Raw genomic sequence first — 2,849 nt, 5'->3', positions numbered from 1 at the left:
GCCACACCCAGTGAAGCGTGTTACTTGCCTCATCCCGATGCATCGGCGATGCACTTAAAAATATCGTCCGCGTGCTGGAGCAGGGCTTATCAGGCGCACCACCCGAGCGGCCGCTCCTCACCCCAACCCTCTCCCCGTGAAGAACGAGGAGAGGGAGCCGACCGGCCGTGTGGCTGGTGGCTCCGTCTCACAATCAGATCTCAAATTCACCTGCCGCGGCTTCGCGAGCAGAGTGCCGTCGCTACGCCGCGCGCACCGTGTTCAGGAACCGTCCGACTTCGAGCTTCAGTCGGTTGCTGTCCTGCGACAGCGACTGGGCGGCTGACAGCACCTGCGACGAGGCTGAGCCGGTCTCGCTGGCGCCGCGCTGCACGTCGGTGATGTTGGACGACACCTCGTGGGTGCCCTGCGCCGCCTGCTGGATGTTGCGCGAGATCTCCTGGGTCGCGGCGCCCTGTTCCTCGACGGCCGCGGCGATGGTCGAGGAGATCTCCGACAGTTTCTCGATCGTGCCGCTGATCTCCTTGATGGCACCGACCGACTCCAGGGTCGCGCTCTGGATGCCGGCGATCTGCTGGCCGATCTCGCCGGTGGCCTTGGCGGTCTGCTCGGCAAGCGCCTTGACCTCGGAGGCGACCACGGCGAAGCCTCGGCCGGCTTCGCCGGCGCGAGCCGCCTCGATGGTGGCGTTCAGGGCCAGCAAGTTGGTCTGGCCGGCGATGGTGTTGATGAGCTCGACGACGTCGCCGATCCGCGCCGCCGCCCGCGACAATTCGCTGACGCGGTCGTTGGTCTTGCGCGCCTGATCGACCGCCTCGTTGGCCATGCGCGCGGATTCCTGCACCTGCCGGCTGATCTCGGTGACCGACGAGCTCAGCTCCTCTGTCGCGGAGGCGACCGACTGCACGTTGGCGGTGGCCTGCTCGGATGCGGCGGCCACCGCCGTGGTGCGCTGCTGGGTCCGCTCGGCCGTCGAAGTCAAGGTCGAGGCGGAGGCTTCGAGCTCCGTCGAGGCCGACGAGACGGTGTTGATGATCTGTCCCACCGCGCTCTCGAAGCTGTTGGCAAGCTCGTGCATGTCACGCTTGCGCCGCTCGCCGGCGAGCTTTTCGGCCTCGGCCTGCTCGGCGCGCAGCCGCTCGGTCTCGATCGCATTGTCCTTGAACACCTGCACCGCGCCCGCCATCTCCCCGATCTCGTCCTTGCGATCGGTGCCCGGAATCGGCGCCGCCAGGTCGCCGCCGGCGAGCCGGCGCATCGCCTCGGTCATCGCCGTGATCGGCCGCGACACGCCGGACACGATGAGATAGCCCATCGCGACGCAGAGCAGGGCCGCCAGCCCGATCGTGGCGAAGATCCATGTGCGCGAGGACTGGTAGACGGCGGCGCCCTTGTCGGCCTCGGCCTTGCCCTGCTCGACGTTGAAGGCGAGGTCCTGCTCCAGCGCCTTGCGTGCCTTGCCGAACTCGCCACGCAGCTTGCCCATGAAAAGCGCGTTCGCTGCCTCGATCTGGTTCTTGCGCGACAGCTCGAGCAACTGCTTGCTGTCCTCGAGATAGATGGCCCAAGGTTCCTTGAACGCAGCCACCAGCGCCTTCTCCTCCGGCGTCGTCACTGTCGGCTCATAGAGCCGCCACGTCTCCTCGAGGTGCTGAAGCGTCTCCTCGATCAGCTTGTGCTGCTCGTTCTTCTCCTCCGCCGTGGCGGCTAGCAGGAACTGGGCCTGCCTGGCGCGGTACTGCTCGAGCGCCTTGGAGATCGTGCCCAGCCAACCGGTCGCCGGCAGCCAGTTGTCGCGGACCTCGGCGGCCGATCTGTTGACGGTCGCCAGCCGATCCGTCGCGAAGCCGCCGAGCCCCATGGCCGTGATCAGCACGACGCCGAACGCCAACAAGACCTTGTTGCGGATGGACAGGTTTGAGAAGGAAGACATCGTCGACTCCAGAACTTCAACACCCGCCAAGGTCGCGCACAGCGACGGCTCGAAACAGATGTTCTACTGAAAACGGGCGCATGGACCGCTCGACGTCGAGGGATGCGCCGGGAACCGGAGCCGATTACTCTTTTGAGACGTTAAAACTTGCACTAAAAATTAGCAGAGTGGCCCGGCGTAGAAATCCCGCCGTAGAACTACGGGATAAGCGCAAGACGGGCTGATCATCGCGGGAAGAGCGGTGAAAAAGACGATCAGGAGACAGACTAAGCCGCCGCGCGACGTTCCGTCGCACCTGATCGACATGAAGGTCGTGGAGCTCGGCGACTGGCGGGCGCGACGCTGGCGCGTGTCCGTGGACTCATCAAGCAGGCCGATCCTGACGTCATCGAAGAATGGAAATGGCGCGGCGTGCCGGTCTGGTCGCATGCCGGCAGGCTATTGGCTTTTTCGTAACTCATAACCCGCACGGCGTATGGGTCCCGGATCGGCGCCGCGCCGCGCTGGCGCGCAGCGCAGCTTGTCCGGGACGACGGTGGATGGACGTGGCGACATCGACAATCACCATCGGCGTCCTGGCGAGCGCCGCGAGCCAGACCCACCAGACGTGGTTCGCGCTGATTTGCCCGACGGCCAGATTCCACGCGCGGCCGGAGGACCGGGAGACATTCCCCGCGCCGAACAGCCGTGTGCCGGCAAGCCGAATTCAGTAATCGCGTCAGGCTGATTTGGACTGTCCAGATGCCACGCGAAAAATATCTTGCTTTGTATTTTCCGAAATATCTGCTTTCTTATCCGCATCCCGCCTCGCTGACGAGGGGCGCTTCGCGAACGTCACGGCGCGTTGGGGTGGGAGGCGGTGGCCGCGGCAAGACGCAGCGTGCTTCGAGCATGCCGACGTACGTCTCGTCGCGGA

At 65.3% G+C, this 2,849-nt stretch carries 1 protein-coding gene and 1 pseudogene; one reads left to right on the top strand and one right to left on the bottom strand.

What is annotated here, in order from left to right; genetic code table 11:
• Window positions 1-241: 241 nt before the first annotated feature.
• Entirely contained in the window at window positions 242-1,933 is a 1,692-nt protein-coding gene (locus BRAS3809_RS03570) for a methyl-accepting chemotaxis protein (RefSeq protein WP_008960738.1), read from the bottom strand.
• Window positions 1,934-2,237: 304 nt separating this feature from the next.
• Here BRAS3809_RS03570 and BRAS3809_RS37245 point away from each other — a divergent pair.
• Window positions 2,238-2,368 (top strand): annotated as a pseudogene (locus BRAS3809_RS37245) (DUF1801 domain-containing protein); the annotation flags it as partial.
• Window positions 2,369-2,849: the final 481 nt, after the last annotated feature.

The organism is Bradyrhizobium sp. STM 3809, from assembly GCF_000239795.1.
Lineage (GTDB): Bacteria > Pseudomonadota > Alphaproteobacteria > Rhizobiales > Xanthobacteraceae > Bradyrhizobium.
Note: the sequence above shows the minus strand (reverse complement) of the source record. Positions and strands in the feature narration are given on the sequence as shown.